Genomic DNA, 15,437 nt, shown 5'->3' on the forward strand with positions numbered 1-15,437 from the left:
ACATTAAACCAAACTGCTAAAGCGTTCGCCAAAGCACTTCCTGCTGGCAACGCGCCAGCAAAACTTATGGAGTGTACGCAATGGCAAACGATTTTCTCTTTACTTCCGAATCCGTCTCTGAAGGCCATCCCGACAAGGTTGCCGACCAGATTTCAGACGCCATTCTGGACGCCGTCTTCAAACAGGACCCGCATGCGCGCGTGGCCGCCGAAACGCTGACCAACACCGGCCTGGTCGTGCTGGCCGGCGAGATCACCGCGCGTGAAGATGTGAATGTTGACTACATCCAGGTGGCGCGCGACACCCTCAAGCGCATCGGCTATGACAACACCGAGTACGGCATCGACTACAAGGGCTGCGCGGTCATGGTCTGCTATGACAAGCAGAGCAAGGACATTGCCCAGGGTGTGGACCATGCGAGCGACGACCACCTGAACACGGGTGCAGGCGACCAGGGTCTGATGTTCGGCTATGCCTGCGACGAAACACCCGAACTGATGCCCGCGCCGATTTACTACGCGCACCGCCTGGTCGAGCGCCAGTCCCAGTTGCGCAAGGACGGCCGCCTGCCGTTTTTGCGGCCCGATGCCAAGAGCCAGGTGACGATGCGCTACGTCGATGGCAAGCCGCACAGCATCGACACCGTGGTGCTGTCAACCCAGCACAGCCCCGACCAGAGCGAGACACCGTACAAGATGAAGGCCTCGTTCATCGAAGCCGTGATTGAAGAGATCATCAAGCCGGTGCTGCCTAAGGAGTGGCTGCAAAATACCCGCTACCTGATCAACCCGACCGGCCGCTTTGTCATCGGCGGACCGCAGGGCGACTGCGGTCTGACCGGGCGCAAGATCATCGTCGACACCTATGGCGGCGCCTGCCCGCACGGCGGCGGCGCCTTCAGCGGCAAGGACCCGAGCAAGGTGGACCGTTCGGCGGCCTACGCAGCGCGCTATGTGGCCAAGAACATCGTGGCCTCCGGCCTGGCCCGGCAATGCCAGATTCAGGTGGCTTACGCGATTGGTGTCGCCAAGCCGATGAATGTGACGGTTTATACCGAAGGTACCGGCGTCATCCCGGACAGCCAGATCGCAGAACTGATCAACGCGCATTTCGATCTGCGCCCGAACGGCATCATCCAGATGCTGGACCTGCTGCGGCCGATCTATGAAAAGACCTCCGCCTACGGTCACTTTGGCCGCGACGAGCCTGAATTCACTTGGGAGCGCACCGACAAGGCAGCAATTTTGCGCAACGCCGCCGGCCTGTAAAGCCATTCCTTTGGCCGGGACCTGCAAGGGCAGGCCGAAGGGGCACAGCACGTCGATGGCTCGCTGTGCGCGGTGAGCGATCAGAAAAACGATGCTTTGTTGCGCCTGTTGTCAAGGCCACGCTCGGGCTGCGACCAAGTCAGGGCGACAAGACGCGTCAGACGCTGGCGCTATCCCCGGGTGTAAGGCGAATCCGGAATGAACTTGCTTTTGGTCCCCTGAAGTTCGGGTGCAGGTTCTGCATCGGGCTGAGGAACAGGAACGGTCTTGTTGGTTCCCTCAAAACCAAAATCCTTGCCTCGACGCTTGGGGCCGGAGTCAGGTGCGGGGTTGGCCTTTTGCGCCCCTTGTGGGCCATGGGGATCTGGTGAATCAGGCGTTTTTTCCATGTCTGGTGCTCTCTCAGGTAATGAAAGGGCTGCTTTCCTTGCGCGTCAGCGGCAGGCTGTCGGCTGCTGGGGACCGCGCCATGGTGAGACTCCTTTCGACCGTAAATGGCCAGCGGCTGGGCAACCTGCCCGCGGCGGGAATTTCGCTGCGCAACTGAAAATTTCTAACCGCGATGGGTGTACTGGAATCGCGAAAGCTTGAACTATCTTTTGGCATTGTGATTTCTTGATCGCAGTCAACAGAAATTCACTTTAAGGCTGCCTTTGCAGCTTGCGCATCGGACCCAGAGGAAATACATGTAGGACATGAAGCAAGTTTTGCTCGTCCATTCCCTAGAATTCTGTAACCCTGTCCAGCATCTGCCAACTCACTGCCCGCAAACAACAGCGCTTACGCCCGAGTATTTGAGCTGCACAGAATCCGGTGCATATTCAATGTGCACGCCTTCGGCATCGGCCAGCGCCTGCACATCAGACCATTGCAGGCAACGATAGGTCGGCATGCGGTTGCCCAGGACGAGCAGTTCATTCGACGCATCAGCCTCTACCGTGATGCGCAACCGGGTGTCGCCTGCTTCACCCTCCACGCCAATCACCACGCCAGCCGGTTTCTCGAAGGTATCGGTCAGGGCGATCAGGCTCGCGGTGAACACACTGCGAAGCATGCCCTTGGGCAGCTTGGCAACGGCCCCTGTCGCTTGGTTGTCCAGGGAGAACCCGCGAAAGGAAAGCTCGGTCGCCATGAGGCCCAGCGATTCCTCGACCGCGCTGTTTACCGCGATCAGTTCGTTGTCTTTGGGCGCCAGCCAGGTCATCAGGTTCAGGGACGTGGCCGCGGCTTCCCGCGACAAGGTGCCGAGCGCCTGGGTGTTCTTGGCCAGTTGGGCCATGTCAGGAACTGCAGCCTTGATCCGCCTGTCCAGCATGGCCGACATCATGCCGATCGGCTGAAGCGTCCCGGCGAGGTTGTGGCGGATGGCCGGCAACAGCCGGCGCATGAGTGCGTAGCGGGCTGCCTCGGCAAGGCGCTCTTTCAGATGAGGAATTTCGCTGGACATAAAGGAGAAGCAGAAAGTGTCGATAAATCATGAGTCAGGGATGCGCGTGTGCAGCAATGCCAAACGCAAATCGTCCGGCAAAGGCGCATCGGCGGCAACCGGTAGCGGTCGAATAATAGCAGTGGCCGGTGGAATGCCTGCCGGGCCGATCACAGGCCGACACATCAATTAATCACGCCGCTCTTGAAAACCGGCATGAATGCCCCTATTATTAGCACTCGATGGTATGGAGTGCTAACAACATCACACACCGCCCAATCGACAGGCAGTCGCTTTTTCAGCAGCTGCGCTTGAATTCCAAAAACCATTGTTAAAAAACAAGGAGCTTTTCATGAATCTTCGTCCTTTGCATGACCGCGTGATTGTCAAACGCGTGGAAAACGAAACCAAAACCGCCTCCGGCATCGTGATTCCGGACAGCGCTGCTGAAAAGCCAGATCAAGGCGAAGTGCTGGCCGTCGGTCCAGGCAAGAAGAACGACAAGGGCGAACTCGGCGCCATGGCCGTCAAGGTCGGCGACCGCGTGCTGTTCGGCAAGTACAGCGGCCAGACGGTCAAGGTTGACGGTGACGAACTGCTGGTCATGAAAGAAGAAGACCTGTTTGCAGTGGTCGAGAAGTAATTTTCACTCTCTCCAATATTGCTACTTATTTAATAGCTGCTTATGCAAGCAGAACGCGCGCAAGCAGGCTATTTCATTGATAAATTTTAAGGAATCCGAATCATGGCAGCAAAAGACGTAATTTTCGGCGGCGAAGCCCGCGCACGCATGGTCGAGGGTGTCAACATCCTGGCCAATGCCGTCAAGGTAACCCTGGGCCCCAAGGGCCGCAATGTGGTGCTGGAGCGCTCGTTCGGCGCCCCTACGGTGACCAAGGACGGTGTGTCCGTGGCCAAGGAAATCGAACTGAAAGACAAGCTGCAGAACATGGGCGCGCAGATGGTCAAGGAAGTCGCTTCCAAGACCTCCGACATCGCGGGCGACGGCACCACCACCGCCACCGTGCTGGCCCAGGCCATCGTGCATGAAGGCATGAAGTACGTGGCCGCCGGCATGAACCCGATGGATTTGAAGCGCGGCATCGACAAGGCAGTTTCTGCCCTGGTCGAAGAGCTGAAAAAGGCTTCCAAGGCTACCACCACCTCCAAGGAAATCGCCCAGGTCGGCTCGATCTCTGCCAACTCCGACGAAACCATTGGCAAGATCATTGCCGATGCGATGGACAAGGTCGGCAAGGAAGGCGTCATCACCGTTGAAGACGGCAAGTCACTCGACAGCGAACTCGACGTCGTCGAAGGCATGCAGTTTGACCGTGGCTACCTGAGCCCTTACTTCATCAACAATCCGGAAAAGCAGTCTGCACTGCTGGACAACCCGTTTGTTCTGCTCTACGACAAGAAGATCAGCAACATCCGTGACCTGCTGCCTACCCTGGAACAAGTCGCCAAGGCGGGCCGTCCGCTGTTGATCATTGCCGAAGAAGTCGAGGGCGAAGCCCTGGCAACCTTGGTCGTGAACACGCTGCGCGGCATCCTGAAGGTGGTGGCTGTCAAGGCCCCTGGTTTCGGCGACCGCCGCAAGGCCATGCTGGAAGACATCGCTGTGCTGACCGGCGGCAAGGTGATTGCTGAAGAAGTCGGCATGTCGCTCGAAAAAGTGACGCTGGCCGACCTCGGCCAGGCCAAGCGCATCGAAGTGGGCAAGGAAAACACCATCATCATCGACGGCGCCGGCGAAGCGGGCGACATCGAAGCCCGCGTCAAGCAGGTTCGCGTCCAGATCGAAGAAGCCACCAGCGACTACGACCGTGAAAAACTGCAAGAGCGCGTGGCCAAGCTGGCCGGCGGTGTTGCCGTGATCAAGGTTGGCGCGGCCACCGAAGTCGAGATGAAGGAAAAGAAAGCCCGCGTTGAAGACGCACTGCATGCAACCCGCGCTGCCGTCGAAGAAGGCATCGTGGCCGGCGGCGGCGTGGCATTGCTGCGCGCCAAGCAGACCGCTGGCGTCATCAAGGGTGACAACGCTGACCAGGACGCCGGCATCAAGCTGGTGATGCGCGCGATTGAAGCGCCGCTGCGCGAAATCGTTTACAACGCAGGCGGCGAAGCCTCTGTGGTGGTGAACGCCGTGCTGGCCGGCACCGGCAACTACGGCTTCAACGCCGCCAACGACACCTACGGCGACATGATCGAAATGGGCATTCTGGACCCCACGAAAGTGACCCGCACGGCCCTGCAGAACGCTGCGTCCGTCGCATCGCTGATGCTGACGACCGAAGCCATGATCTGCGAGTCCGCCAAGGACGACGCACCTGCAGGCGGCGGCATGGGCGGCGGCATGGGCGGCATGGGCGGCATGGGCGACATGGGCATGTAAGCTGACTTGGCCGGGAAGCAACCGCTTCGCAGTGCTTGTTTTCCGGCAATTGGCAATGCCCGGGCCATTCAATTGGCCGACACAAAAAAACCCGCAGCGTGCAAGCGCTGCGGGTTTTTTCATGGGCTGCTTGTTCCATTTCCATGGCTGCAGGCAAAGCGCTACAAGCCTAATTTTTCCGTCAACTGACCCGGCAGTCGCTCTGGCACTTCGCAGTGAACCGTCTGCCATCCCAGCGCATCCGCCGCCTGCACATTGGCCAGGCTGTCGTCAATGAACAGGGTGTCGGCGTCCGCAAGGCGGTAGCGCGACACCAGCAACCTGAAAATTGCCGGGTCCGGCTTGCCGAGCTTCACATCGCTTGAGAAGATTCCGCCGTCAAACCACTGCAGAAAACCGTGACGCCGTTCCAGCGCCCGGGCAAAGGGCTCGGGCATGTTGGACAAAAAATAAAGCTGGATGCCGCCCTGGCTGTCGCGGCGGTCGCGCAAGCCGGCCAGCAGGTCGACATTGCAGTCAATGGGCATTAGCTGCTCGCCAATCGGCGCCAAGGCGTTGCGAAGCCTGGCCTCGCACAATCCAAGCCGCAGGGCGGTGCGGGAAACCACCTGTTCAAGCGCCACCGTGCCACTGTCAAAACCGCGCCAGTCGGCATGGTCAAACACGGCACGGGCCAGTTTTTTTGCCTGCGCGGGCGTGGCGCCCAGGTCGGGAAAGTGTTGCGCCATCAGCTGCGCTGGCTGCCAGTCGAACAGCACCGCGCCGAAATCAAACACAATGTTCATGCCGGATCGGGCCGCAGCTTTCGCAGCAGGCCGGCGGTCGAGCCATCGAGCCCCGAAACATCGCCACTGCACAGGCGCGGCTCGATGTCTCGGGCCAAGACCTTGCCCAGCTCGACGCCCCATTGGTCAAAGCTGTTGATGCCCCAGATGGCGCCGCTGACAAACACGCGGTGCTCCTGCAGCGCAATCAGCGCACCCAGGCTGGCGGGCGTGAGCCGCTCCAGCAGCAAGAAGGTGCTGGGCCGGTTGCCGGGAAAATCCCGGTGGCCGCCGGCATCAGGCTTGCCGTGCATCAGCGCCTGTGCCTGCGCCAACACGTTGGCCAGCAGCTTGTCGTGGTGGCCGGGCAAATCATCCGACGCATGCGCCGCTTGTTTGATCGCCACGAATTCGACCGGAACCACCGATGTGCCCTGGTGCAGCATTTGAAAGTAGGCATGCTGTCCGTTGGTGCCGGGCTCGCCCCAGAGCACCGGCGAGGTGTCAAACGGCAAGGGCTGGCCGTCCTGGTCCACGCGCTTGCCGTTGCTTTCCATTTCCAGTTGCTGCAAATACGCCGGCCAGCGGCACAAGGCGCTGCTGTAGGGCGCAATGCTGCGGCTGGAAAAGCCGTGAAAGTTGCGGTACCAGACATCGAGCAGGCCCAGCCGCACCGGCAGGTTGTGCGCCAGTTCTGCCGTGCGAAAGTGTCCATCCATCGCATGCGCACCGGCCAGAAACTCGCGAAAGCCCGCCGCGCCAATCGCAATGGCAAGGGGCAATCCAATCGCCGACCACAGCGAATAACGCCCGCCCACCCAGTCCCAGAAACCGAAGGTGGTGGTGACGCCGAAGTCGTTCGCCGCTGCCACATTGGTCGTCAGCGCCGCGAAATGACGGGCAATGTCCCGCCCGCCCTGCGCTTCAAACCAGGCCTTGGCAGAATGCGCATTGGTCATGGTTTCGGTGGTGGTGAAGGTCTTGGACGCCACCAGGAACAGCGTGCTGGCGGGTTTGAGCTGCCTCAGGACGCCGGCCAGTTCATCGCCGTCAATGTTCGACACAAAGTGAATCCGCTTGCCGGACGCGGCGAATTCACCGAGCGCCAGCACTGCCATCTGCGGCCCCAAGTCCGAGCCGCCAATGCCGATGTTGACGATGTCGGTGATCGCTTCGTCGGCGCGCACCTGCTCCGCATAGGCCAGCATGGCGTTCAGGGTCACTTCCACCTCAGCCTGTGCGTCTGCTATTTTATTAATAGCTGCTTGTGCAGGTATGTATTGCGTGGAAGGCGGATTTCGCAATAAAAAGTGCATCACGGCACGGTTTTCGGTGCGGTTGATGCGTTCCCCGGCGAACATCGCGTCGCGCTGGGGCTCCAGCCCGCACTGCCGCGCCAGCGCCAGCAGCAGCGCCTGGCTGTCGGCGTCGATCAGGTTCTTGGACAGGTCGGCAAACACATGCGGCGCTTCCTGGCTGAAGGCTTCGAAGCGGTGGGGGTCGTGCGCGAACGCGTCGCGCAGGTCGAAATTTTGGCCGCTGGCTTCAAAACAGGTCTTGAGCTCTCCCCAGGCTGGGGTCTGGTCGCAACGCACTGGTTTCATCACGGTCTCCTGGTGTTCAGACAGCCTGCATCAACTGCTCAAGCTTGACCGCGTCCACGGCAAAGGCGCGAATCCCTTCGGCGAGCTTTTCCGTGGCCATGGCGTCTTCATTGAGCGCATAGCGAAAACGCGCTTCGTCAAAGTCCACCACCTGCAGGTCAAGCGAATCGGCGGCACTCGCATCCAGTGCGCGCTGCAATGGCGCGTCACTGGCAGCCAGCTGGGCAAGCAACTCGGGGCTGATGGTCAGCAAATCGCAACCGGCCAGCGCCGTGATCTGGCCGACGTTGCGAAAACTCGCACCCATGACCTCGGTGGCAATGCCGAATTGCTTGTAGTAGTTGTAGATCTCGCACACCGACTTCACGCCGGGATCGTTGGCGCCGGCATTCGCATCTTCAGTCCAGGCGCTGCCGGCCGACTTCTTGTACCAGTCGTAAATCCGGCCGACGAAGGGGGAAATCAGCTGCACCCTGGCCTGGCCGCAGGCGACGGCCTGGCAAAAGGAAAACAGCAGCGTCAGGTTGGTGTGGATGCCGCGCTGCTCCAGCAGCCGGGCGGCCTGAATGCCTTCCCAGGTGGCGGCCACCTTGATCAGCACCCGGTCGATGTGGATGCCTTCGGCCTGGTACAGCGCAATCAGGCGCTCGCCCCGGGCCACCGTGGCGCTGGTGTCAAAACTCAGGCGGGCGTCGACTTCGGTCGAGACGCGGCCCGGAATGATGGACAGGATTTCGCAGCCAAAACGCACCAGCAGCCGGTCCATGGTTTCGTCCAGCGCCCGGTCCTTGAAACGGGCCATCGTGCTTTGCATCAATGGCGCGTAATCGGCTTTTTGCACCGCCTTCAAGATCAGCGACGGGTTGGTGGTGGCGTCTTGCGGCTTGAACTGGGCCAACTGGTTGAAGTCGCCGGTGTCGGCCACCACGGTCGTGAGTTGTTTCAGGGCGTCGAGTTGGTTCATGGGCTTGGGGCGCCGGGCAAGGGCGAAAAGTGGATCAGGAAGCCCGAAAACCGCACCGTGCCAACACAGGGGTCACAGCAGGTCACCGGGTGTAGTTACCATTATGCCCATAGAATGTGAAACTTTATTACCATCACAAGTCCTTACCATGAGCTTTGACCTCATCCTGTTTGGCGGAACCGGCGACCTGGCCTGGCGCAAGATCATGCCTGCCCTGTTCCAGGCCTTTCGCCACGGTTCGCTGCCAGCCGATGGCCGCATCATTGGCGTGGCCCGCGATGACTTGTCGGACGATCAGTACCGCGCGCTCATCAAGTCACGTTTTGACCATGTCGAATTGTCCAAGCGGCCGAACGAAGAAGAATTCACGCGTTTTGCCCAGATGCTTGGCTACCTGCGCATGGACCTGTCGAAACCGGACGACTATGCGCGCCTGGCGGACCAGCTCAGGCAGCGGCCGGCAGATGTGGTGGTGATGTACCTGGCGACCGCGCCCGGCCTGTTCACCACGGTCTGCGAACAGATCGCCGCTGCCGGCCTGAACGGCCCGCAAACCCGCGTGGTGCTGGAAAAGCCGCTGGGCCATGACCTGGCGTCCAACCGCGCCATCAATCAAACCGTTCGCAGCGTGCTGACCGAGCAACAAATCTTTCGCATCGACCATTACCTGGGCAAGCCTTCGGTGCAAAACCTGTTCGCGCTGCGCTTTGGCAATTCGCTGTTCGAGCCGCTCTGGCGGCGCGAGTACATCGCCAACATCCAGATCACGATTGCCGAAGAACTCGGTGTGGAAAAACGCGGCGCTTTTTACGACAGCACCGGCGCGCTGCGCGACATGGTGCAGAACCATGCCCTGCAGTTGCTCTGCGCCGTGGGCATGGAGCCGCCCATCAATTCGCATGCCGACGCGATTCGTGACGAAAAACTCAAGGTCTTGCGCTCGCTCAAGCCCTGGACGCCTGAAACCCTGAGCCAGCATGTCATTCGCGGCCAGTATGCCGCCGGAACCATCGATGGCGAGGCGGTTGAGGCTTATCGCAGTGCGCCCGGCGTGAACCCGGAAAGCCGCACCGAGACCTTCGTCGCCCTGCGCACCGAGATCGAAAACTGGCGCTGGGCCGGTGTGCCGTTCTACATCCGCACCGGCAAGCGGCTGGCCGGCCGCGACGCGCACATTGAGGTCAACTTTCGCCCCACGCCGCACGCGATTTTCAAATCGCGGCAGGACTGCAGCACTGGCAACCGGCTGGTCATCGACCTGCAGCCCCGGGATGGCCTGGAACTGCACCTGCTGGCGCAGGGCACCGACCAGCGACTGCGCCGTGGCACCCCGACGCTGGAGCCGGTGCAGCTTGACCTGGACTTCGACAAGCGCTTCGGGGCGGAGCGCGTCGGCGCTTACGAGCGCTTGCTGCTCGATGTGGTTGACGGCCGGCTGAACCTGTTCGTGCGCAGTGACGAGCAAGAGGAAGCGTGGCGCTGGGTCGAACCGATCCTGGACCGCTGGAGCCATGACCCGACGGCACCGCGCCCGTATGCGGCAGGCACCTGGGGACCGAGCGCCGCCAGCGCGATGATCGCCCGCGATGGCTACTGCTGGAGCGAGGAGCGCTAGCATGCTCGACCGAATCAAGGCTTCCCTGCCCTCGCTGGCCCCGGCGGAACAACGCGTGGCACGCCTGGTGCTGGCCGACCCGCGCGCCTTTGCCAGCCTGCCGATCACCGAGTTGGCCAGCCGCTCGCATGTCAGCAAGCCGACGGTGGTGCGCTTTTGCCGCAGTGTCGGCTACGACGGGTTGCTCGACTTCAAGCTCAAGCTGGCCGGCAGCGTCAGCGAAGGCGTGCCCTTCATTCACCGCAGCGTCGATGTGGACGACAAGACCGGCGACGTGATGGTCAAGGTGATCGACAACACCGTGGCGGCCTTTCTCAAATACCGCAATGACGCCAGCCCGGTGGCGATTGAAAAAGCCGTGCTGGCGCTGCTGGGCGCCTACCAGAGTGGCAAGCGCATCGAGTTTTTCGGCGCGGGCAACTCCGGCATCGTGGCGCAGGATGCGCAGCACAAGTTCTTCCGGCTGGGCATCAACTGCATCGCCTACAGCGACGGCCACATGCAGGTCATGAGCGCGTCACTGCTGGGGCCGGGCGACTGCGTGGTGGTGATTTCCAACTCGGGCCGCACCCGCGACCTGATGGACGCGTGCGACATTGCGCGCAAGAACGGCGCCACAACCATTGTCATCACCGCCACCGCGTCACCGCTGGCTGCCGCCGGCCACATCCACCTGGCCGCCGACCATCCCGAAGGCTATGACCGCTACAGCCCGATGGTGTCGCGCCTGCTGCATTTGATGATCATCGACATTTTGGCGACCTGCGTGGCGCTGCGCATCGGCCCCAAGCTGCAGCCGCTGCTCAAGGAAATGAAAAACAATTTGCGCAATAAACGCTACACCTGACGCGGCGGCAGACGTGGACATAAAGGCCGGGCAGTCCTGCGCCGGCCCAGCGCCTGTTTTTATTAAAAATACTGCCTTTGCGCAATCTGGGTCGGCACTTGTAGCTATTAATTAAATAGCAATCACTCAACAACGTTCAAATTCACGCCAACGGCATTGAGCGCTCCACGATGCCAGCAAACAGCGCAGCGCCCAAAGGCAGCACGTTGTCGTTGAAGTCGTAGCAGCTGTTGTGCAGAAAGCGGCTGCCCACGCCGCCCTGTCCGTCCGGGCCCTGCTCGCCCTGGCCCAGCCGCAAATAGGCGCCCGGTTTTTCCTTGAGCATGAAGGAAAAGTCTTCCGACCCCATGCTCGGCTCCAGGTTGCGCACCACGTTTTCGGCGCCCACCAGTTGCTCGGCCACCAGGGTTGCCAGCCGGTATTCGGCCGGCGAGTTGATGGTCGCGGGATAGATGCGTTCATAGCTAACCGTCGCCGTGGCGCCAAAACCATCAGCCACCGCAGCGCAAAGCTGCTGCAGGCGCTGCTCGACAAAATCCTGCATCTCGGGCTTGAAGGTGCGAACCGTGCCGACCAGCGTGGCATGGCCGGGCACCACGCTCATCGCTGCCATGTCACCGGCCCGCATGGCGCACAAGCTGACCACGACGTTGTCCATGGCCTTGACGTTGCGCGACACGATGCTTTGGACGGCCGTGATGATGTGCGCCGCCACCAGGATCGGATCGACGGTCAGGTAGGCATGGGCGCCATGCCCGCCCTTGCCGGTGATTTCGATGGTGATGCGGTCGGCCGCCGCCATCATCGGTCCGGAATTGATGCCGATGCTGCCGGGCGGCATGGCCGGCCAGTTGTGCATGGCGTAAATCGCCTGCACCGGAAACCGCTCGAACAATCCGTCGTTGATCATGGCCTCGGCGCCGCCGCGCCCTTCTTCCGCCGGTTGAAAAACCAGCACGGCATCGCCGGCAAAATTCCGGGTTTCGGCCAGGTAACGCGCGGCACCGACCAGCATGGTGGTATGGCCGTCATGGCCGCAGCCATGCATCAGGCCGGGCTTGGCTGATTTCCAGCCAAAATCGTTGCGCTCGGTCATGGGCAGCGCATCCATGTCGGCGCGCAGGCCGGCCATCGGCCTGACCCCGGTCTGCGCGGCGCGGGAAGCAGGGCCAGGCTGGCGACCCTTGATGACCGCGACCACGCCGGTTTTTCCGATGCCGGTGTGCACTTCGTCCACCCCGCACAGCTTGAGCGCCTGCGTCACCCGGCTGGCGGTGTACACCTCTTCAAAACCCAGTTCCGGATGTGCATGCAGGTCCCGGCGGAAGGCGGTCAGCTCGGGATGGAAGCGGGCAATCTGTGCAAAGGCACGGCCGTTGACCTGCAAGGGGCGTGGCAGGTGAACGGCGACCGAATCGCGCATGTCCGCAGACAGCGGCGAAAGGGTTTTTTCAAGAAGAGCCGGAGTGCGCATGTCTGTTGGGTCCCGATGTCAGCAAGTGGTAAATACTAGGGTGAAACGTTGGTGCGGTAAACATCAGGAAGCACAGGCCAACGGTATTTGCGTAGAAACGACAGCCTGGGGACAGATACAGGCGACCATCACACAAACCCAACCCCAATGCCACCAACCGACACCACCGCTGAAAGGATCAACGCCCACAGGGAGCCACCCATAAAAAAACCCCACCGTGTCGCCACGGTGGGGTTTTTGTTTTCTGCTTTAACCGCTGGCTTGCGCCAGCTGAAAAATTAGAACGAGTGGCGAACACCCAGACCGTAGGTCGTGGTTTCGGTTTCGCGGACAGTATTGAGACCAGCAGTAGCGGTAGGGATGTAAGCCTTGGTGTTCTGAGCACCAGCGTACAGACCGGTACGCTTGGACAATGCGTAGGTACCCAGGATAGAGTAGCCCTTGCCAGTGCGCTCAACGCCTGCACCTTCGCTCTTCGAACGGGCATAGCCGACGGAAACGGCAGCGGCACCGAAGGGAACCGACACGCCGATCTGGCCTTCCTTGTCCTTCAGGACGTTGTTCTTGACCGTGTTGTAGCTACCAGTCAACTTGGCCATGCCGAAGTCATACGAACCGCCAACCAGGTTGTACTTGTTCTTGTCTTGGCCAAGTGCAGTTTGTGACAACTTGTCTTCTTGGTACGCATAACCAACCAGGATAGGGCCGTTGGCATACTTGATGTGCACGCTGGCGCTGTCCGTTGCGTCGCTGTTGAGCAGAGGAGCAGCTGCAGTGCCCACGTTGGTTTTCTTGTCTTCGCCGAAGCCGTAAACCACTGCACCGCTGAAGCCGCTGAAGCTAGGCGAAGCGTAGGCAATCGAGTTGCTGACACGATTGGTGTAGTCCTTGATGCCGTTGGCAGACACAGCGCCGCGTGCGCTGAAGGTGAACGCATCGTAGTTGTGGTTGGTCGCGCCTTGCAGGTTGTCGTACGCAGAATACTGACGGCCCAAGGACACAGTACCGAAACCGCTTTGCAGACCAACGTAGGCTTGACGGTCAAAAATGCTGCCAGCTGTCTTTTGCGCGCCGGTGTCCAGATTGAAACCGCTTTCCAGCGTGAAGATGGCTTTCATGCCGCCGCCGAGGTCTTCAGAACCCTTCAGGCCCCAACGCGAACCGTTGACACCTGAGGTGCTGACGTTGGTTTGACGCTGGCCAACGCCACCGACTTGGGTTTCGGTGCTGCCGACGAAAGCGTCAGCGATGCCGTACAGGGTTACCGAAGATTGGGCCATTGCGGCGCCGGATGCTGCCAGTACGGCCAAAGCGATGAGTGATTTTTTCATTGAGAATTTCTCCAAGGTTAAACATAGGGCTCCGGTAAGAGGACTGCCCAATACTTTCGCATTTGCAGCTCCCCCAGAGACCCGGGCCAACCCCCTTTCGGGAAGTTGGGTCTATTGCACCAGAAGGAACCTTGATCCGCAAAGAAATGCGCCATAAAAGGGCTTTTCTGTTGCAGGGACGCGACAAAAAAGACCGCTGCGTGGAGCAAAAACAACGCAGATGCGCTGTGCTTAAAGGCATTCAAATTTCAGTGATTCAAATCAGGTGATGAAAAAAATGAAAAAACCGCTTCAGGTTTCCCGAAAGCGGCTTTAAAAAAGTTCAACGTCCTGGCATCAAGCCAGGAGCCGATCAAAACTTGTGCTGAACGCCCACTGCAAAGGTGTCGGTCTTGACTTCCGAACCGGCTATTTCATTTTTAGCCAGTTGGAGGCCGGTGTACAGGAAGGTGCGCTTGGACAAGTCGTACTTGGCAGCCAGACCAATGCCCTTGCTCGTGACATCGCCAGCGGTGCTGGTAATTTTGGAATGCGCATAACCACCCGACAAGGTGACGGCACCAAATGGCACATCCACGCCAATCTGGTATTCCTTAGCCTTGTCGCTGCCATCTTTCACATGGCCATAAGCACCCAGCAGCTTGGCAGGGCCGAAATCATATGAACCATTCAGTTGCGTGAACTTGGTGGTGTTGGTGTTGAGCGATGCACCGCCGTCTTTTTCGGTCTGGTAAGCCAGTGCCGCTGCCACAGGGCCGCCGGCATATTGCACATTGAAGCTGGCAATCTTGCCTGCGCTAGACGTAGCCGTCTTGTTCTCGCCCAAGCTGTACATGGCGGCAGCGCTGAAACCGCTGAAAGAAGGCGTTGCGTAGTAAAGCGCATTGCCTGGACGGTCCTGGTAGTTGTTGCTAGCCCACACACCGGCAGCGGGTGCAAAAATGTTGGCATCGAACGCAGCGGCGCCGCTGCCTTTGACTTCGTCATAAGGCGTCCACATCTTGCCGACGCGCACTTCGCCAAAACCACCCGACATGCCGACCCACGACTGGCGTCCGAACGTTGAGCCGGACACCGCACCGGTGAACGGATTGGTGTAACTGTTGGCGGCGCCGGTGTCGACGTTGAAACCAGCTTCCAGCACAAAATTGGCTTTCAAGCCGCCGCCCAGGTCTTCCGAACCCTTCAGGCCAAAACGGCTGGTATTAAAACCGCCGCTGTCCACCACCGTCTGGCGCGTCGAGGTGGTGGCAACACCTGGCGATGAAAGCTTGACCCTGCTGCTGCCGACATAGGCATCAACCAAACCGTAAAGGGTCACGCTGGACTGAGCCGATGCAATGCCGGATGCGGCAAGAACTGCTAAAGCGATCAAATTCTTTTTCATTGAAGAAACTCCAAAAAGTGGAAGACAAAAAACTGGTTCCCAAACATTGCTTGAGGGATTTCGGGTTAACCCTAGTTCGATTTAACCAAACTGTTACATCCAAAGCAAAGTCTTTTAAACCAAAAGCAATTTGTATGCCTCATCTGTTGGCGGTTGGCAACGCTGATCGCTTCGTGGGCAAATTCGTTGGAGAAACACCTTTGAAATCACCCGATTGCAGGATGTTTTGCCCTGTTTATGCAATCGGAAACACCAAAACAGTGCGCATGGTGGTGATAAATTTTTTTTGAGCACTATCAGTGCATCGCGGTACAAAAGCATGGACAGTTCACATCGACTGACTGGTGTTCAACCATTCT

14 protein-coding genes are annotated in these 15,437 nt (G+C 59.8%); 6 read left to right on the forward strand and 8 right to left on the reverse strand.

All coding sequences use genetic code 11. The annotated features are described in order from the left end of the window. The first annotated feature begins 80 nt into the window (after window positions 1–80). The gene (gene metK / locus IWX85_RS08925; RefSeq protein WP_196869486.1) at window positions 81–1,268 is read left to right on the forward strand and encodes a methionine adenosyltransferase; all 1,188 of its coding nucleotides are present in this window, start codon (window positions 81–83) and stop codon (window positions 1,266–1,268) included. Window positions 1,269–1,438: 170 nt separating this feature from the next. Here the strand turns inward: metK and IWX85_RS08930 are convergent, their stop codons facing one another. Together IWX85_RS08930 and IWX85_RS08935 are read right to left on the reverse strand one after the other, a co-directional pair. Next, the gene (locus IWX85_RS08930) at window positions 1,439–1,657 is read right to left on the reverse strand and encodes a hypothetical protein (protein ID WP_196869487.1); all 219 of its coding nucleotides are present in this window, start codon (window positions 1,655–1,657) and stop codon (window positions 1,439–1,441) included. 368 nt (window positions 1,658–2,025) lie between these two features. Then, window positions 2,026–2,715, reverse strand: coding sequence for a hypothetical protein (locus IWX85_RS08935; RefSeq protein ID WP_036806162.1), 690 nt, complete (start codon window positions 2,713–2,715; stop codon window positions 2,026–2,028). A gap of 331 nt (window positions 2,716–3,046) precedes the next feature. Between IWX85_RS08935 and groES the strand changes: the two genes are divergently transcribed. Together groES and groL are read left to right on the forward strand one after the other, a co-directional pair. Next, the gene (gene groES, locus IWX85_RS08940) at window positions 3,047–3,337 is read left to right on the forward strand and encodes a co-chaperone GroES (RefSeq protein WP_011800072.1); all 291 of its coding nucleotides are present in this window, start codon (window positions 3,047–3,049) and stop codon (window positions 3,335–3,337) included. Window positions 3,338–3,439: 102 nt separating this feature from the next. Further along, window positions 3,440–5,092 carry a chaperonin GroEL gene (groL, locus tag IWX85_RS08945; protein ID WP_196869488.1) on the forward strand — a complete coding sequence of 551 codons (1,653 nt, stop codon included), beginning with the start codon at window positions 3,440–3,442 and terminating at the stop codon, window positions 5,090–5,092. A 161-nt stretch (window positions 5,093–5,253) separates the two neighbouring features. Here the strand turns inward: groL and IWX85_RS08950 are convergent, their stop codons facing one another. Genes IWX85_RS08950 through tal form a run of 3 tightly spaced genes read right to left on the reverse strand, consistent with a single transcriptional unit; the run spans window position 5,254 to window position 8,424 of the window. Beyond that, window positions 5,254–5,877 (reverse strand): HAD family hydrolase, encoded by a 624-nt coding sequence (locus IWX85_RS08950; protein ID WP_036806168.1) that lies wholly within the window; start codon window positions 5,875–5,877, stop codon window positions 5,254–5,256. Further along, window positions 5,874–7,460, reverse strand: coding sequence for a glucose-6-phosphate isomerase (gene pgi, locus IWX85_RS08955; protein ID WP_196869489.1), 1,587 nt, complete (start codon window positions 7,458–7,460; stop codon window positions 5,874–5,876). Before pgi ends, IWX85_RS08950 begins: the two co-directional genes overlap by 4 nt. Window positions 7,461–7,476: 16 nt before the next feature. After that, window positions 7,477–8,424, reverse strand: coding sequence for a transaldolase (gene tal, locus IWX85_RS08960; protein WP_196869490.1), 948 nt, complete (start codon window positions 8,422–8,424; stop codon window positions 7,477–7,479). Between the two features lie 148 nt (window positions 8,425–8,572). On the opposite strand from tal, the gene zwf reads away from it, so the two are divergent. After that, window positions 8,573–10,039 (forward strand): glucose-6-phosphate dehydrogenase, encoded by a 1,467-nt coding sequence (gene zwf / locus IWX85_RS08965; RefSeq protein ID WP_196869491.1) that lies wholly within the window; start codon window positions 8,573–8,575, stop codon window positions 10,037–10,039. A 1-nt stretch (window position 10,040) separates the two neighbouring features. Next, window positions 10,041–10,886, forward strand: a complete 846-nt coding sequence (locus IWX85_RS08970) for a MurR/RpiR family transcriptional regulator (protein WP_036806180.1) — start codon at window positions 10,041–10,043, stop codon at window positions 10,884–10,886. Between the two features lie 142 nt (window positions 10,887–11,028). On the opposite strand, the gene IWX85_RS08975 is transcribed toward IWX85_RS08970, so the two are convergent. The 3 genes from IWX85_RS08975 to IWX85_RS08985 all read right to left on the reverse strand — a co-directional run bounded on the left by IWX85_RS08975 (window position 11,029) and on the right by IWX85_RS08985 (window position 15,078). Then, window positions 11,029–12,309: a M20 aminoacylase family protein gene (locus IWX85_RS08975; protein ID WP_231379652.1), complete on the reverse strand. Its 1,281-nt coding sequence runs from the start codon at window positions 12,307–12,309 to the stop codon at window positions 11,029–11,031. A gap of 329 nt (window positions 12,310–12,638) precedes the next feature. After that, complete coding sequence (locus tag IWX85_RS08980; protein WP_196869493.1) at window positions 12,639–13,691, reverse strand: porin; 1,053 nt, start codon at window positions 13,689–13,691, stop codon at window positions 12,639–12,641. Between the two features lie 352 nt (window positions 13,692–14,043). After that, the gene (locus IWX85_RS08985; RefSeq protein ID WP_196869494.1) at window positions 14,044–15,078 is read right to left on the reverse strand and encodes a porin; all 1,035 of its coding nucleotides are present in this window, start codon (window positions 15,076–15,078) and stop codon (window positions 14,044–14,046) included. Between IWX85_RS08985 and IWX85_RS08990 the strand changes: the two genes are divergently transcribed. After that, the gene (locus tag IWX85_RS08990) at window positions 15,078–15,368 is read left to right on the forward strand and encodes a hypothetical protein (protein ID WP_196869495.1); all 291 of its coding nucleotides are present in this window, start codon (window positions 15,078–15,080) and stop codon (window positions 15,366–15,368) included. The two genes, IWX85_RS08985 and IWX85_RS08990, sit on opposite strands and share 1 nt — an antisense overlap. Window positions 15,369–15,437 lie beyond the last annotated feature (69 nt).

Source organism: Polaromonas sp. CG_9.11 (assembly GCF_015752225.1).
Taxonomy (GTDB): Bacteria; Pseudomonadota; Gammaproteobacteria; order Burkholderiales; family Burkholderiaceae_C; genus Polaromonas.